The organism is Roseivirga thermotolerans (assembly GCF_014653175.1).
In the GTDB taxonomy this organism is placed as follows: domain Bacteria; phylum Bacteroidota; class Bacteroidia; order Cytophagales; family Cyclobacteriaceae; genus Roseivirga; species Roseivirga thermotolerans.
Map to the genome: position 1 here is coordinate 130,179 of NZ_BNAG01000004.1, position 16,275 is coordinate 146,453.

Sequence of the window (16,275 nt, forward strand, 5' to 3'; positions counted from 1 at the left end):
ATAATTGTTAAATAAATAATTGACTGATTGAACCGTCTGTGGTAATGTTTTTAATGGCCTTGGCAAAAAGCTCGGCAACAGTTAACACACGGATTTTAGATGATTGCTGGGCGAGTGGAATGGTATCGGTTACCACGAGTTCGTCCAACACAGAATTTTCAATATTTTCGTAGGCTTTGCCGGAAAGTACCGGGTGAGTACACACGGCTCTCACCGACTTGGCTCCTTCTTCCATAATTATTTTGGCAGCTTTGCACAAGGTTCCTCCGGTGTCTACCAAGTCATCAACCAGCACCACATTTTTGCCTTCTACGCTACCAATAATTCGCATTTCGGCTACTTCGTTGGGGCGCTTTCGGTGCTTATCAATAACCACCATTTCAGCATTGAAATGTTGTGCATATTCTCGGGTTCTTTTCACACCTCCTACATCGGGAGAAGCGAAGAGAAGCTCGTCCATATTCAGACTTCTGAGGTACGGCACAAAAATAGCCGACCCATCCAGGTGATCTACTGGGATATCGAAAAAGCCCTGAATCTGTCCGGCATGCAAGTCGCAGGTCATTATCCTGTCGGCTCCTGCGGCTGTCAGAATATTGGCAACCATTTTAGCTCCAATGGCAATTCTGGGCTTGTCTTTTCGATCCTGACGAGCATAGCCAAAATAGGGAAGAACAGCAATTACTTTGTATGCACTAGCTCTTTTGGCCGCATCAATCATCAGGCAAAGTTCCACCAGGTTTTCGGCTGGTGCCATGGTCGATTGCACTAAAAAAACATTGGCTCCGCGAATGGACTCGGTAAAATAGGGAGCCATTTCGCCATCAGAGAATTTTTGCAATTGTATACCTCCCAGTCCCTGACCGAAGAATTCTCCGATTTTTTTCCCAAGGTCTGCCGATCCGTTTCCTGCAAAAATTTTATGTTCTCTGGTTGAATTACTCACGGTGCCAAATTTTGAGCTGCAAAGGTAGGAATTTAATAAATAAAATTAAGAGTGAAGTTTGAATATTTGTTGGGGTGGCCGTTTGTGCCTCTCCGGCTCTTATTGGGCAGTAAATCAGTCTTTTATAAAATAGTCTATAGTGGTTACTACGCGCACATTTTTTACAAATGGCGTGTTCTGATCGCGATCGGTTATGCTAAAAACACCCTGCTTGGCCGATTTTATTTTACCCACCCGTGAGTCTGAGTCTTTGGCGAACTTTTCGGCTACCTCTCTGGCATTCTTTGTCGCCTCTTCAATCATATCCGGTTTAATCGTGTTCAGGCTGGTAAAAATATATTCTATAGGTTGCCAGGTGTTCTTTGAGCCTATGAGAATACCCTGTGCTACCAACTCAAGAGAGGCGGTAAGGCTGTTTTGCAGTTTCTGCAAATTGTTGGTGCGTACGGTAAATTCCATTTGGGCTATGTATCGATAGGGTAGGTTAGCATTGTTTCCATACGGGTTGGCCTGAGTGTCTTGTATATTCACAGGGCCGGTAGAGAACTCCTCTGGCGAAAACCCTTGCTGCCTGAAGAACTCAATGACTGTTGCTTTTTGCTGTTCCAAATCGGCTTTGAGCTTGTTGAGGTTGTTGGAGGTGAGTGTAACCTGTACCGGCCACACACCAAGATCGGCCGCTACTTCCCGTTCGGCCAATCCTTTTACCTCAACCGACCGATCGAATGCTCTTGATTTGACTTGTATGTTGCTAATGAATAGGCCGGATACCACAATGGCCACACCTAGTATGGCCATGCCTATGTTTGTGCTGCTTTTCATGTGTATTGAGTTTATTGCTGAACAGGAGTTGAGGCGTTCCTATTGTGAGCAAAGAGGAAATTATTTTAGAGCATAGTTTGCCTGGAGTGACAGGGGCTGGGCTTTACACTGTTCAAAGTTGTTTAAGAGGGGCTGCCTATATTTATAAGTGCAGTTATGGTACTAAAACTAAGGTTCAAATACCGGGATAAACCGTGTTTTTGTAGTAAGTGTGTAACATAGTGCAATAAAAAAAGCCCTTTCAATTAAATGAGAGGGCTTTTTGTTGGTCCACTAGGGCTCGAACCTAGACTCTTCTGAACCAAAATCAGACGTGTTGCCAGTTACACCATGGACCACCGTTGAAATCGGAGTACAAAAGTAGTCGTTGAGTTTAGATTTGAAAATGTTTTGAGCAAAAAATGTTAACTTTTTTTTCAGTCTTCAACCTTCCAAAAAGCAATGCCTCCGGCTTGTTTTCCAAGATATGCGGTGTCTACAACTTTAAGCGTTTGTAAATCAATTACATCCACCATTCCGGGATCATCGGCAATACCTTCCACGCTTACAAAGGCATATCGCGAGTCGGGAGAAACGGCTACACCATGAGTGACCTTCTGGCTGTTGTTTAGCCTGGCCAGTTCTTCTCCGGTTTCCAAATTCCAGATCCCGGTTTTCGCGGCCGATTTATAAGATACTACCATGTACTTGCCATCGGGCGACAGATCGATGTTATATGGCCCTTTATCGGTTTTGAATTTGCGAGTGGCTTTCCAGGTTTTGGTATCAATCTCCAGTACCTCATCGGCTCCATTGCCGGCTACATACACCAGATCTTTAGATGGGTGAGGGCTCACCCAGGTGGGTTTAAATGCTGAGTGCTTCATGGCTCCATGGCCCATTGCCGAATGATCCATTTTGGAGTGATCCATAGCCTTTTCTTTTTGGCCCTTGTCTGCCATGTTGTGTCCCATGGCTGAGTGGTCCATCTTCGAATGATCCATGTCCAGCATTTTACTGGCTTCGTCCAGATCGAATTTTTTGGTAACAACCAGGTCCAGTGCATCAATTTCGAATAGTTCGCCCGACATCATGGCCACCGAATAATGCTTCATTCCATCGCGGCTTAGTCGGCTGCCATGGGGCATGGCACCGGTAGTGATCTGGTCGAGCTCGGTCATAGACTCCACATCGACCACCGATACCGTGCTGGGTACCATATCGCCATGGAGATTGAAATTAACACAGTAGAGCAGGCCTGTTACAGGCGAAACCTGCATAGAGGCAGGAAAGAGGCCCAGCTGAACGGTGCCTACCAGCTCATCGGTTCCGGTTTTAAACTTGTAGAGCATACCGTATGGGTTGCCATGAGCCAGGCTCAAGTACCAATATTCACCATTGGGGCCAACGGTAATACCATGCGGCCCTTCAATCTCGGCAGGCCAAACCCCTACAGGAATTGTTTTGATGGTTTCGGCTTTTTTACCGTCAAACTTCACAACCGACACTTCGTCTTCAGACTCGGCAGTCACATACACGTAATAGCTCTGAGCTTGTACCGACAGGGCTATGGCGAGGCCAAAAAGGGTAAATAGCTTCTTCATTTCTTTTGGTGGTTATCAGTGATCTATTGATCAGCACATCAGTAAATTTCTACCTATTTACTGACATACTGATCACAGAATGCTCTAAATTACTTCGACTGAATTTTTGTTTCTTTTGGTTTTTCTGGCTCCAATTTGGCCGACCACAGTCCACTATTCCAGTCAGAGAAGAAGATGTGTCCTTTGTGTAACTGAGCTCCCCAGGTAAACGGTGCGTTGGGGGTGTAACCATTGCCATCGTTTGGAATAAACCAGGCAATTTCGCGGCCTTGTTTTCTTAGGTCACCCATTAGCTCTCCACTCAAATCGAAAACTCTTACCCCGGCATTGTAGAAAGCTACATAGAGTATATCATCTTCAATCCAGTAGTTGTGAGAGCCGGCATAAGGAATTTCAACTCTGGCTATTTCTTCGGGGTTTTCCAGATCGGTAAAGTCAATAATGTGCAGATAACCTCCGGCCATATTTACTCCACCCTTGGCTGTGTTGAGTCCGTAGGGGAAGATTTCATCACCACCAATTACATAGAATTTTCCGGTTTTGCTTCGGTACGGGAAGGCGGCATGGTTGGCTCCGTTCGGATAGGCATAGCTTGCAAATTGCACCGGGTTTTTGGGCGATCCTCCGGCTATGCCATTGCCTACGTCCACTAGCTGTATACCGTCTGACCAGTTAGAAGAATAGGCGATTCCGTCTTCTACCCATACATCGTGTATGGCGTGGCCTGGCGTATCTAGTTCAAATTTAGAAACCGCATAGGGCTTTTTGGGATCTTCTATGTTAATGATGTAGTACTTTTGACCGGCACTAAGGGCGTATATGTGGTTTTTGTAGATGAAAACATTGTGAACACCACCGGTTAGGTTTTCATCGAAAGTGGAGATGATTTCTACGTTTCGAGGGTCTTTTACATCGATAATGACCAGTCCGTTTTTACGGTTAGAGGCTCCTTCCCGGCTAATAACACAAATGGTACCGTCTTCTGAAATTTTTACATCGTTAACCGTTCGGGCGTCTACCTGCACAGAGTCTATTTTAAAAATGTTGGCAGGATTGGTAACGTCCCAGAAGTAGGCCTTACCATCGGCTCCCCAGGTGCCGGTAACCGCATAGTCTCGGCCATCTACACCTTCCCAAATCCACAGGTCTGACGTATGCTTATCGTTAACAGAACCCTGACCTACCATTTCAATTTTTCGTGTAACATCCCGCGGTACAATGCGGAGGGTTTTTGAAGCAGAAGCTACTCCTGCGGCAGCGGTTATGGTGTATGTTCCCGCTTCATCGGCTACGAACCGGCCATCTTGCTTAATCAGGCCCGATGCGCTTTGGCTTACATCGTCAGAAACGCCATAAAAGGAATACTGAATGGGTGCATCGGCAATTACATTGCCTTTGGCATCGAGTGCTTTGGCATTGAAATGGAACACATCACCGGTTCTTCCCTGGTCTCCATCAGCACTAAGCTCAATACGAGTAATGGGATTTTTAACCACATTTAGGCTTATGGTATTTTCAATGTTTTCTGCTTTGGCAGTGATATTTACTTTTCCTTCTTTGAATGTATTGATAACCCCAAAACCGGAAACACTGGCCACCGAAGAGTTGGCTGAGCTAAAAGTAACTTGAACATCTGCTCTTTCCAGACCGGCCTTATCAATTACTTTGTATTTGAGGGCTACCGGAGTACCGGCATAAATAGTATTGGGTATGCCTTCTATTTTAATTTCTGAAATGGGAGGGTAGTTGACCCTTACCTTGATACTTTTGCGATTTCCTTCAGGATAATCGGCCACTGAACCACCACCAATTACAAGCACTTCAAACTCACCGGGTTTAAATGCCTCAATGGTTTGGGTAGAATCTACATATACACTGCGTCTGGCGCGTGAGAAAGCTCTTACATCTTCTTTAGACTTTTTGCCGTTTTCCTGAACGTAGATGTCTAATTTTTTCTTTTCTCCCACATTGAGAACAATTTCATCCGGAGCTACAATTTTCTTTTGAGCCATAAGACCTGCCGGCAGCAGGAGCAGGGCTAAAAAGGTGAGTTTTAACAAGTGCTTCATTATTAGTGGTTTAAGTTTAAAAATGAAAAGTACCTAATCTGCTCAAATCATACAACCTATGATTGACAGGTGGTATACCAAATTTTTCGGCACACAGAGGCATATTCGATGCCCATAGATTCAGTGCTTAAAAAGTGGGTTTTTCTTTTTATGGCCTTCCATTGGAGCTATTAGAGCATTTCAGTTTCCAACTGCTCTAGTGTTTTGCCTTTGGTTTCGGGCATAACCTTCCAAACAAAAATTAGCTGAAAGGCCATGAGTATGGCAAAAGCAGCAAATACCCAACCGGCACCAATGGTGGTGAACAATACGGGAACCATGGCTGGTATAATGGCTGCTAACCACCAGTGTACTGATGAGCCAAATGACTGACCTTTTGAGCGCATGTGGTTGGGGAAAATTTCAGAGATAAATACCCATATAACAGCGCCCTGGCCTATGGCATGAGCTCCAATGAATAGAAATAAAGCAGGTGGTACAATAGAAGCCCAACCAAAGAAGAAGGCTAGTGAGGTGGTGGTGAGAGTAATAATATAGCCAAAGGAACCTATATACATTAGGCGTTTACGGCCTACTTTGTCGATAATAATTACGCCAATAATGGTGAAAATAAAATTGGCAATACCTACACCTACTGTACTTAAAAATACGGCATCCTCGCCCAGGCCGGCTTCTGAGAATATTCTTTTGGCGTAGTATAGCAGGGCATTGATACCGCTGAACTGATTGAAGAACGCAATGGCAAAGGCGAGCAGGAGGGGACGTTTATACTTAGCCGAAAAAAGCTTTTCGCTAGAGCCGCGTGTTTGTGGCGAGGAGGTTCGAACTTGTTCTAACTGGGCTTGAACCTGGGTGGAATGGTAAATTTTTTCGAAAATTTTACGCGCTTTTTCCACATTACCCTGCTTTAGTAAAAGCCAACGAGGGCTTTCCGGTACGGTCAGCACTATGAGTGTATAGAGCAAGGCAGGCAGGGCTTCAATGCCTATCATCCATCGCCAGGATTCTATTTCTATACTTTTAGCAATCAGGTAGTTCGATATGAAGGCGACAAGGATACCGAATACAATATTTAGCTGATAGAGGGCCACAAGGCGCCCTCTTTGGTTGGCTGGGGCAATTTCTGAAACAAAGGTTGGTGCGGCTATGGTCGATGCTCCAACACCCAAGCCACCAATAAAGCGGAAGGCTGCAAAAAGCCATGGATCGCTTACAAGTGCAGAGCCCAGGGCAGAAACAGTATATAGAACTCCTATGAGAAACAAAGTCTTTTTACGACCGATCTTATCGTTGGGAAAACCACCAAACATGGCTCCAATAACAGTTCCCCACAAGGCTGAACCGACTACCACTATACCATGGAAAAGATCGTTTCGACCATTGAGCGTATACCCGGACCAGAGTTTCTGTAGCTCTTGTTCGGCACCATTGATTACTATGGTATCGAATCCAAATAGAAATCCGGCCAATGCCCCGGCAATCGACCAGTAAAAGACTTTGTTATTGTTCATTATCCGTGTTTAAGTCAGCAGAGTGAAAAATATTCAATCCGGTTAAGCTTCCGTGCCGACTGCCCGGTTTTGTTTCAGTGGTTGGCTTGCGAGCAGCCTTTCGGTAAGTGTACCAGATGGAGCCAAGGCTGCTTGGTAGTGCCCGGGTTAGTTCTAAAAGAGAAGCAAATGTTGCGTTGCTTACTGGCCTTAAGAAAACCCATGACTTTTGAAGCAGCCTTGCTCTTAGGGATTGATTAGAATACGAGTTTCTTTAAGTGTTTAATACTTGTTTCCAGGCTGCTTACTGAATCTTCGGCAAAATTACCATCCTGTTCTACAAAGAAATATTCCATTCCGGCATCATTCTTATGACCAAAAATCTGTCTCCAGTCTATAATTCCATTGCCAACTTCGGTCATAGGTTGCCCATCGTCTAAGGAGAGGTCTTTTACATGCCATAGTGGTACGCGACCCATGTTTTGTCTGAAGAAGGTTAGCGGGTTTTTTTCGGCTTTGCGAGCCCAGTATATGTCGAGCTCAATTTTCACATACTGAGGGTCAGTTTCTTTTAAGATAACCTCCATAGGAACTTCGCCATCCAGCTCCATAAACTCAAAGTCATGGTTGTGGTAGCACAACTGGATATTGGATTTTTTAGCGGCTTCACCCACTTTGTTTAGTTGCTCACAAAGTGCTTTATACTGGTCTATAGACTCTCGTTCAAAAGGCATTAGCCAGGGGCAAACTATAAATTCGGCACCAAGGGTGGCGGCATCGTCTATTGCGCGCTGTGGCTCGTGCCAAAGGGTGCCCGGAATTTTGCGTTCTCCGGCACCTGTTGGTGTGTGAATGCTTTTTACCTGAAGCTTGGATTTTTCGAAAATGGCTTTGGCTTCTGCTATGGGCTTTCCCAGTATTTTTCCATCAGAAAAGTCGAATAGCTCCATATAGTCGTATCCGGCCTTTCTTAGTCTCTTCAGAGTACCGGGCATGTCTTTATAGATCACATCGCGAACGGTAAAGGCCTGAAAGCCGAATGATTTAATGGTCTCGCTTCTCCGTGTTGCCCCCAAAAGCTGAGGGGCCACCAGTGCGGAAGCTGCCGCAAGACCGGCTGTTTGAATAAAGTTTCTGCGTTTCATTTGATCGATATTTCCTTTGAAACTAAGAAAAAGGAAGAAAATTTTCTAGCAGAAACTCACGAGGGGTATAAACGAAAAGACACCCAAACCTACTTTCGGTGTTGGGTGTCTTTTGATGAAGTCCAGACAGTACTGGACTTACATTTTCTCGTACATTGCTCTCAATTTCTTTCGGGTAATGGTGTCGCGCCAGTTTTTACCCAAGGCATTTTCCCAAAGGGGTTCTAAAAACAGGGCCACATCAATCATTTTTTCAAATTGCTCATCGGTGAGGTTGGCACAGATGCCTTTCGGTATATCGATATCATGCTTTTTCACCATGGCTTTGAATTTGGCCACTCCTTCAGGATAAAACTCTTCGAGCTGATCGAACACTATGCAGTTACCAATACCATGTTTGGTGCCCAACAAAAAGCTCAGGCCATAGGAGAGGGCATGGGCTACACCAACCTGCGAGTAGGCAATGGACATGCCTCCGTGGAAAGAAGCCATCATTAGTTTGTCGTCAGAATCATCGTCCCAAACGTCCTTTTCCAAAAACACCTCTTCGCAAAGCTCCAGTGCCTTTTCTCCATACGATTGAGAGAAGGTGTTGAGGTAGGTGCCTGTAAGCGATTCAATACAGTGTATGTAACAGTCCATTCCTGTATAAAACCGCTGGTTTTTTGGAGCATTCTTGATCAATTCGGGGTCGAGAATAATCTGATCGAAAGGAGTATAGTCTGAGTTCATTCCCAGTTTGCGCTGTGGCCCTGTAAGTACCGTAGTTCGAGATACTTCGGCACCTGTGCCGGATAGGGTGGGAATACCTACATGATAGGCTCCGGGAACTTTTACCAGATCCCAACCCTGATAGTCGGCCGAAGAACCCGGGTTGGTCATCATTAGGGCAACAGCCTTGGCAAGGTCTAACATACTACCACCACCAATGCCAATAATACCGGAAACTTCTCCATAAGCCTCTTTTAGCGAGTTGGCTATGGCGTCTACTTGCTTGGTTTTGGGCTCATCGGCTGCACTGGCATAAACTATTTTGTCTGTGCCGCTAAGCGGTATTCTGTTGATCAGGGCATTGTTCCCCTTAAAAATATCGTCTACAATAAAGATAAATGGAAAATCTGCTTTTCTGTGAGGGGTGAGTATGTCTTGGGTTTGGTCGAAACAGCCTCTGCCGTATACGACCATTTTAACCATTGGGAAGTTTTTGAATTTCATCTTAATCTTCAATAAATGTTTTTGCGTTTTCGAGATCTTGGGGCGTATCGATTTCTATGCCCATGTATTCGGTCTCTACCATTTTAATTTTTTTGCCGGTTTCCAGGTATCTCAGGCACTCAATTTTTTCAGTGTCTTCAAGCAGGGTCATTGGGGTATGGTAAAAATCGAGCAAGGCCTGTTTTCTAAAAGCATATACTCCTATGTGCTCGTAGTATTTAGTGTTGGCTTCTTTATTTCTCGGGTAGGGTATGGGCGACCTTGAAAAGAACAAGGCAAAGTTGTTTTGGTCAACGACCACTTTCACGTAGTTGGGGTCTTCAATTTGGTTTACTTTGGTGAGCACTTGCATGAGAGAGGCCAGATCAATATCGGCTGCATCGGGGCCTTCGAAAACGTTGAGCAATTTTACCAAAGGTTCTTTTTTGGTAAAGGGTTCATCGCCCTGAACGTTGACAATAATGTCGGCCTCTATTTGTTCAGCTGCTTCAGCTATTCGGTCGCTACCACATTCGTGATTTTTTATACTCTTTATGGCTTTTCCACCATTGCCAACTATTTCGTTGTAAATAACTTCTGAGTCTGTCACCACAAATACATCGGAGAAAAGACCAGTGTTTAGTGTGGCTTCATAGGTTCTCAGTATCACCGACTTGGAGCCCAACTTGGCCATTAGTTTACCGGGAAACCGGGTGGCATCGTATCGGGCTGGTATAAGGGCAACAACTTTCATTACAAAACTGAGGCTATGGTTTGGGCCATCTTCTCTGCTCGTTCATGAGCTTGCTCTTCTGTCCAGTTTAGGTTGATAAGAGAAGAAATGGTTCGGCCAATAATCTTATCTGATTGTTGGAAGGCATTAAAATCGGTGTTCTTAATGGCGTCTACCAATGCAGGGTTCAACGGGAACAACGAGGTGGCGTTTTTAAGGTGGTCCCACTTTTTAATATAGTGCCAGTTGTTATCGTACCAATAGAAGTTTCCTCCCAGCCCATTACTAAGCAATGCTTTGTGTGCTGCTCGGGCTAAATCTTCGGTAGGGAGGAAGAAAGAAAGGAACGAGGCATTGTCACCTTGTGGATCTGGTATGTGTCTAAAACTAATGCCCTCTACTTTTTGTAAAGCGGCTTTTATAATAGCATTGTGCTTTCTTTGCGTAGCCAATATGCTATCGAGTTTTCTTATTTGGGCAAGCCCAACAGCAGCATGAAGCTCAGATATTCTGAAGTTATAGCCCAGAAAGGGGTGGCTTTCAGCACCCCGGTCAGTACCAATGTGGTCATGCCCATGGTCTGTATAATGATCGGCATGTGTATAAAACTCTTTGTTATTGGTAAGGAATGCTCCTCCTTCACCGCAGGTTATAGTTTTCACAAAGTCGAAAGAGAAAGTTCCTCCATGACCTATGGTACCCAGTTTTTGTCCGTTGAACGAACCGCCAATGGCCTGGCAGGCATCTTCTAACAGCAGAAGGTCATGCTTTTCGCAAATGGCCATTAACTCATCCATTTGTGCCATAGAACCACACATATGAACAGGCATTACCATTTTGGTTTTGGGTGTAATTGCTGCTTCTACAGCTTTGGGGTCCAGGCAGAGAGTTTCATCGACATCGACCAACACAGGTATTGCTCCGGCCGCAATAATGGCCTCAAAGCTGGCCACAAAGGTAAAAGTGGGCATTATAACCTCATCTCCATAACCTACTCCCATTACAGCCATCGCTGTACTCAAAGCGGTGGTTCCGCTTGAGGTAAGCTGCGCATGTTGTACCTGAAAAGTGTCTTGAATGGCTTTTTCCAGTTCTTTGGCTTTCCACTGGTTGTTGCGCATGGCATCGAAGCCATAACGCATCAGAATGCCTGTTTCTAACACATCGTTTACTTCCTTTCGCTCTTCTGCTCCGAAGAATTCAAATCCTGGCATGTATCTAAATTTTGGGTCAAAAATAGATAGAAATAATCAGGTCTCACAAATAGGCCCGATGGATTTAAAGCAATCAGGCTGTCGATAGCTGTTAACCAATCCCAGAATGGGAAATTTTTCTTTCTGTGGTCTGATTTATCATGCCAATGTCGACCTATTTATATTATAAATTACTGATAATCAATAGTTTGATTGTTTTGTAAGCCTTTGGCAGAATGCTTGTCTTAAGTATGATGAAGTTGCTAAGCAGCTTCTTGTTGGTATGTGAAGTTGATGGTTAATAATCTATTTGGTTGAGGTGAACCCTGAAGAATACGTCTTCGGGGTTCTTTTTTTGCCCTTTTCTCAAGGCATAAAAAAACTGTCTTAAAAGATTGCTCTCCATTCTCATTGGTTGTGAATAGGAGAAAGCAAGGACTTTTAAGACAGTCTTTACGTTTCTTTTAGCTATGACCTATAAATCGGTGGCCACAATACCTCTCAGGGCTATCACATTTACATGAGGTATGTTAGCGCCTCGGGTCGTGTTCAGTGCATCGATAATTAGGTTGGCAATTATGGCATTACCTCTTGGGTTCGGGTGTACACCATCAGTAGAGAATACTCCATTGGGTGCAAAGTCAGGTCTTAGGTTATGACCATCCACCTCTAGTCCCAGCTGGCCATCGGCTTGCGCTGCCGCTGCCTCACCCATAGCCTCTAAAGCCTGATTGGTTCCCTGGCTTGGGTCTATTAGGAAGCGAGCTGCGGCCGGGCTAAGACCGAATAAATCGGCAAAAGCCGGCTGCACATCTACAAGCGTAATTGAGCCGTTAGACTGAGCGTTGATACCGGCAACCACGCCTGCTATAATGGCATTGAATTGCGCTCTGGTACCCACTACTGTTTGTACTTCTGAGGCCGAAAGAATCAGATTGTCTGCCGCAGGAACAGTAATACCCACAAGTGCTTGCGCATTGCCTCCCACTGCAGTTCCCAACACACTGGCTGAAGCCAATGTCGGAAGATCGTTAGCCGTGGCCGGGCGAGATTGTCCATAAGGAGCCAGTGCCTGTCTTTCGGCAGGGGTAATAAGTTGTAAGGCCAAAAGGATATCGAATTCACCGCCCGGACGATCGAAGTCTACCAGGGCATCATCTTTAATCAGTATAGGGTTTGCTCCCAGTGCGTAGCTTACCTTTCTTCGGTCGGCTTCCTGCTGTGAAACATTCACAAGAGGAGATTGCTGCGACACTTGTACAAGGCCATCCAAGGCTCTGTTAAGTCCAGAAAAAGCCGCATTGAGCTGAGCCACTACATTCGCATCAGTCATTGGAATGGCGTTGTAAGGAACGGCTCTAAAGTAGGGGAGAAGCACGTATGGAGGTAGGGTAAGCACTACACCTTCAGCACCAGACTGAACCAAAGCACCCAATGACTGTGAGAGGGCATCTTGAAAATCCTGTGCGCTGGTAATGAGCGATTCGTTGCTACCACCACCAATGGCATACTGTAGTATATCGTTGCTACCGAGCCAGTAAGTAAAGAAAGTTGGTGAAGTAGCCAGAGCATCGCCCAATACTGTGCTGGTACCCGGGGCAGAGGCAAACCGGGCATAGTAAGGGTTATTGGCCAGGCTTGGGCTCAATACCTCGGTAATTCTCATGCCCGGCACTCCAAAGTTGTTCAATTCTGCTTTGTTGCCACCGTATGCAGTAGGCAGTTCTCCGGGAGTGGGAACCGGTTTTGCCAGTGCCAGACTAAGCAGGAATCTTCCTTGATCATCACTAGTTCCCGGCTGACCGTCAGGTCCCGGGCCGCTATATCCATTTACAGAGTTAATATCCGGTTGGTTAAAGCTTCCTCCACCAACTCCGGAAATTTGAAACTGTGCGGCCAGGAGGGCAGGGATCGAATGGTTTTGCCCATCGGTATAGAGGGCACCATCCATTACTCCTGCAGCCAGTGAATTACCAATGGCCACATATTGAGAGAAGTCTAAAACTCCTGGATCACCGCTAGGGGCTTCAGGTAGCGGGTTGTCTTTAAGTTGTTGCTCGAGTATGGCATCTTCTTCATCACATGAGAAGGTGACAAAGGCCAGGGGCAACATGGCTAATAAATATATTTTTAGTCGTTTCATTTTCATCATGATTATTTGAAGAATTCGTCAAAAGTAAACTGGATGTAGTAGATGCTACCAATTGTGGGGTTACCAAACGAAGTGGTGTATCGTTCGTTCAGAATGTTGCTGGCCCCCAGCTTAAAGGTAGATTTCCATTCCGGAATTTTGTAAGACACCTGGGCATCTAGAGTGCCAAAATCAGGAATTATACCCACACCAAACGAAGACTCCCACAAGAAGGCTTGCTGCCACCTGTAGTTTATTTGGAAACCAAGCTTGTCGGTCACTTTTCGATTACCCACTTTCAGGTTGTATCTGTATTTGGGTGTATTATAGGCTGCTCTAAAGCCCTGAGCCAACAGGTCGGCTTGCGAAATAAGTTCGTTGAAAGCCACGTTACCACCAATGAAGTAACCACCGTTGAGGGTATAGTCTACCTGCAATGCCCAGCCCTGAGACTCTACATTACCATCGGCATTTATGTCGAAACCGAAACGTTGAGTACGTACACTTCCGTCTATAATCTGCTGTCTCACGGCATCACTATCGTTTACTTTGGCTCCAGTTAACCCATTTGGAATAGCTTGTGTAAAGTCGATTTCAGCTATGAAATCAGAATAACGACTGTAATAGTAATAAGCATCAATGAGCAGGCGCCCGTCCATGAAAAGGCCTTTATAGCCTACTTCGAACGTGTTTACTTTTTCTGTTTTAAATTCATCGTCTACTCTCGACTCGAGTTCGAAGTCGGCTGTATTGCCGGTTGCTCTGGCTCTTTGCACACTTTCTGTAGTGTAGGTATTCTGAGGAGAGAAGTTATAGCGGTTTACAAGCAGGCTGTTGCTACCTACAAGTCTTCTGGTTACCACATCCAGATCAATGAATTGATCTTGAGTGGTAGGAATTCGGAAACCTCTTTGGAAAGAACCTCTAAAGTTGTGGTTACCAGATACTGTACCTACAGCGGAAATTCTTGGAGAAAGCTGGCCTTCGAAGTTTTCGTTCTTATCGTATCTCAAAGAACCCTGAAGTTTCAGGTTGTCATCCATAAAGCTTTTAGATACCTGGGTATATGCTCCCCATTCGTTATAGCTTATTTCTTCTCCGTTGTTGTCCAAAGCAAAGAGAGTACCTTCTGAGTTAAGGCTGTATCTTCTCCAGTTGGCTCCAACCACTACATCGGCCCAGTCGATACGCTCACCTAAATCCCAGCTTCCTTCCACATGCCATAAGCCTGACTTATCGAGGAATTTGGCACCGCCATCGGCTATTGAGCGAGCTCTTAGGGCAGTGGCCAGATTGTCGAACTGAGCCGAACCGGGTTGTGGCTGGGCAGCATCGGCTGCCTGACGACCAGCGGCATGAGCGGTTTCTATATCGGCTCCCTGCAAACGAGCTCCACCAAAAGCAGTAAGGTATGGCTCAAGGTAAGTGGCCTGGTTGATTAGAGAAGCAAGCGTGTTGGCTGCGTAGCTGTCTCCTGAGTTTTCTTGTGTGGTATAAGCCCTGGCATAGAATTCAGAGCCTTTCAGTTCTACTTTGGCTGTAGAAATAGTGAAGTCGTCTAAAACGAAACGGTCGTTGGCAGTGTAAACTGTGCTTCCTGCACCGTAGTTGAATTGTCCGAATAGTTCAAGTTTATCGTTGAGGCGATAGTGTAGGGCACCACCTAGTTTAATGCTTTCGGTGGTGTTGTCTACAAACGAGTTTTCGGTAAAACCGGTAGGCGTAAAATATCCATCAATATTATCAGGAAACAGGGTTCTGATGCCCGGTAGGGTAGTGTTTCCTCCGGCAATGGCAATGTCGGCAATTTGGCCTACGGTAATTCCAAAGTCTCCATATACGTTCACACCATCATAAAAACGGTTATTTCCTCTCTGCTCGGCTCCTCGCTCTACTACTCCGGCAGTGGCAAGTCCCTGGTCTCTGGTGTCGTGTCCTACAAAGTCTCTGGCGGTGAGATAAGAACCGGTTACTTTAAAAGCCAGGCGGTTGTTGAAGGCTTTTGCCCAACGGAAGCCATAATCCTGATAAAGTTCTTGTTGCTGATTGGTGTCGCTGTATTCTACATTGTTTAACCCGGTTTTTACATAGGCACTAAAGCCCTGATAATCAAAAGGGTTTTTAGAGTTGAGCAACAATATACCATTGATGGCATTGGGGCCATATAGCGCAGATGCAGCACCGGGTATCAATTCGGCAGACTCAAGGTCTAAATCGTTGATTCCTACAATGTTACCTACGGCAAAGTTTAGACCAGGAGCCTGGTTGTCAATTCCATCTATCAGTTGAACGAAGCGGGTGTTACCGTTGGCTCCGAATCCTCTGGCGTTGATGGATTTGAAGGTTAAACTTTGCGTACTGAAATCAATACCTTTCAAGTTGGCCAGACCCTCGTAAAAAGATGGGGCGGCCGTTGTCTGAATATCCAGAATGTCGAGTTTTTCGATGGATACGGGAGAGGTAAGTATATTTTCTTCTATCCTGGAGGCCGAAACTACTACTTCCTGCCCGAAGATTACCTGCTCTACCATGCGTATCTCCAAACCTGTGACGTTGGATTGTGTGATTTCTAATTCCTGAGGTGTGTAGCCTACATAGGAAAAGATAAGTGTTATTGGTGCTGCCTGATTGACAGTAAGGTTAAAATCACCTTGTGCATTGGTAATTGTACCAACCACCCGGTCTTTGACCCGTATGTTCACCCCGGGAAGAGTTTGCCCGTTGGCATCGTCTATTACCCGGCCGGAAATTCTGACTTGATCCTGCGCTACTGCCGTAATCGTTTGCATGATAAGCAGGACCGGTATCAGGCCTTTAAAAATTTTCTTCAAATTCTTCATATTCAGGTTTTTGAAACAAATAAAGTTTGGCAAGACCTATGGAGTTGAGATATAAACCATAGGCATCAATCCAAAAATACAATGTTTTTGATCTTTAAAAAGCCAATGCATCAAATTTATTCGTCATGC

11 protein-coding genes and 1 tRNA gene are annotated in these 16,275 nt (G+C 45.2%); all 12 read right to left on the minus strand.

Annotated features, from left to right (window positions below; all coding sequences use genetic code 11):
* Positions 1 to 7: 7 nt before the first annotated feature.
* The 12 genes from IE164_RS14300 to IE164_RS14355 all read right to left on the minus strand — a co-directional run bounded on the left by IE164_RS14300 (position 8) and on the right by IE164_RS14355 (position 16,146).
* Positions 8 to 946, minus strand: coding sequence for a ribose-phosphate pyrophosphokinase (locus IE164_RS14300; protein WP_189630937.1), 939 nt, complete (start codon positions 944 to 946; stop codon positions 8 to 10).
* Positions 947 to 1,060: 114 nt separating this feature from the next.
* Positions 1,061 to 1,768 (minus strand): SIMPL domain-containing protein, encoded by a 708-nt coding sequence (locus IE164_RS14305; protein ID WP_189630938.1) that lies wholly within the window; start codon positions 1,766 to 1,768, stop codon positions 1,061 to 1,063.
* Positions 1,769 to 2,033: 265 nt separating this feature from the next.
* A tRNA-Gln gene (locus IE164_RS14310) sits at positions 2,034 to 2,106 on the minus strand.
* A 78-nt stretch (positions 2,107 to 2,184) separates the two neighbouring features.
* Entirely contained in the window at positions 2,185 to 3,351 is a 1,167-nt protein-coding gene (locus IE164_RS14315) for a YncE family protein (protein ID WP_189630939.1), read from the minus strand.
* Positions 3,352 to 3,440: 89 nt separating this feature from the next.
* Positions 3,441 to 5,420, minus strand: a complete 1,980-nt coding sequence (locus IE164_RS14320) for an LVIVD repeat-containing protein (protein ID WP_189630940.1) — start codon at positions 5,418 to 5,420, stop codon at positions 3,441 to 3,443.
* 170 nt (positions 5,421 to 5,590) lie between these two features.
* Positions 5,591 to 6,931: a sugar porter family MFS transporter gene (locus IE164_RS14325; protein WP_189630941.1), complete on the minus strand. Its 1,341-nt coding sequence runs from the start codon at positions 6,929 to 6,931 to the stop codon at positions 5,591 to 5,593.
* Positions 6,932 to 7,167: 236 nt separating this feature from the next.
* Complete coding sequence (locus tag IE164_RS14330) at positions 7,168 to 8,055, minus strand: sugar phosphate isomerase/epimerase family protein (RefSeq protein WP_189630942.1); 888 nt, start codon at positions 8,053 to 8,055, stop codon at positions 7,168 to 7,170.
* Positions 8,056 to 8,193: 138 nt separating this feature from the next.
* A complete protein-coding gene (locus tag IE164_RS14335) occupies positions 8,194 to 9,249 on the minus strand; it encodes an iron-containing alcohol dehydrogenase family protein (protein WP_229838700.1) in 1,056 nt (351 codons plus the stop codon).
* Between the two features lie 22 nt (positions 9,250 to 9,271).
* A complete protein-coding gene (gene kdsB / locus IE164_RS14340) occupies positions 9,272 to 10,003 on the minus strand; it encodes a 3-deoxy-manno-octulosonate cytidylyltransferase (RefSeq protein WP_189630944.1) in 732 nt (243 codons plus the stop codon).
* Complete coding sequence (locus IE164_RS14345; RefSeq protein WP_189630945.1) at positions 10,003 to 11,196, minus strand: DegT/DnrJ/EryC1/StrS family aminotransferase; 1,194 nt, start codon at positions 11,194 to 11,196, stop codon at positions 10,003 to 10,005. The genes kdsB and IE164_RS14345 overlap by 1 nt, the downstream gene beginning before the upstream one ends.
* A 454-nt stretch (positions 11,197 to 11,650) precedes the next feature.
* Positions 11,651 to 13,318, minus strand: coding sequence for an SGNH/GDSL hydrolase family protein (locus tag IE164_RS14350; protein WP_189630946.1), 1,668 nt, complete (start codon positions 13,316 to 13,318; stop codon positions 11,651 to 11,653).
* Positions 13,319 to 13,329: 11 nt separating this feature from the next.
* A complete protein-coding gene (locus IE164_RS14355) occupies positions 13,330 to 16,146 on the minus strand; it encodes a TonB-dependent receptor (RefSeq protein WP_189630947.1) in 2,817 nt (938 codons plus the stop codon).
* Between the last annotated feature and the right edge of the window lie 129 nt (positions 16,147 to 16,275).

What these genes read in the sequence shown, in the direction of transcription:
- IE164_RS14305 (WP_189630938.1), bottom strand. Translation starts at nt 1,768, where the DNA reads ATGAAAAGCAGCACAAACATAGGCATGGCCATACTAGGTGTGGCCATT.
- IE164_RS14315 (WP_189630939.1), bottom strand. Translation starts at nt 3,351, where the DNA reads ATGAAGAAGCTATTTACCCTTTTTGGCCTCGCCATAGCCCTGTCGGTA.
- IE164_RS14320 (WP_189630940.1), bottom strand. Translation starts at nt 5,420, where the DNA reads ATGAAGCACTTGTTAAAACTCACCTTTTTAGCCCTGCTCCTGCTGCCG.
- IE164_RS14325 (WP_189630941.1), bottom strand. Translation starts at nt 6,931, where the DNA reads ATGAACAATAACAAAGTCTTTTACTGGTCGATTGCCGGGGCATTGGCC.
- IE164_RS14330 (WP_189630942.1), bottom strand. Translation starts at nt 8,055, where the DNA reads ATGAAACGCAGAAACTTTATTCAAACAGCCGGTCTTGCGGCAGCTTCC.
- IE164_RS14335 (WP_229838700.1), bottom strand. Translation starts at nt 9,249, where the DNA reads ATGGTTAAAATGGTCGTATACGGCAGAGGCTGTTTCGACCAAACCCAA.
- kdsB (WP_189630944.1), bottom strand. Translation starts at nt 10,003, where the DNA reads ATGAAAGTTGTTGCCCTTATACCAGCCCGATACGATGCCACCCGGTTT.
- IE164_RS14345 (WP_189630945.1), bottom strand. Translation starts at nt 11,196, where the DNA reads ATGCCAGGATTTGAATTCTTCGGAGCAGAAGAGCGAAAGGAAGTAAAC.
- IE164_RS14350 (WP_189630946.1), bottom strand. Translation starts at nt 13,318, where the DNA reads ATGAAACGACTAAAAATATATTTATTAGCCATGTTGCCCCTGGCCTTT.
- IE164_RS14355 (WP_189630947.1), bottom strand. Translation starts at nt 16,146, where the DNA reads ATGAAGAATTTGAAGAAAATTTTTAAAGGCCTGATACCGGTCCTGCTT.